1 pseudogene is annotated in these 225 nt (G+C 45.3%); it reads left to right on the forward strand.

What is annotated here, in order from left to right:
- A pseudogene (locus B0E34_RS21570) lies at positions 1 to 225 on the forward strand (hypothetical protein); the annotation flags it as partial.

The following is a 225-nucleotide window of genomic DNA, read 5'->3' on the forward strand; positions in this document are numbered from 1 at the left end:
CGTAGAGTCCGAAGGCTCAGCTTGCCTAAATGTCGCCCTAAAAGACGGCAAACGCACTCGTTTATCGCAAGTGAGCCTATTTGCTGATGGTGTGGCGGTCGCCCAAATCGGTCAGTTGCCTTTTGAAATTGCCAATTTAAACAAATCAAGCGGTCAAGGCAAAGTGATTGATGATGTCGTTACATGCAGTAATGATGAGATTTGCGCGTCTGTCAAAGATATTTT

The sequence above is a fragment of the Chryseobacterium mucoviscidosis genome, from assembly GCF_002177115.1.
GTDB classification, from domain to species: Bacteria; Bacteroidota; Bacteroidia; order Flavobacteriales; family Weeksellaceae; genus Chryseobacterium; species Chryseobacterium mucoviscidosis.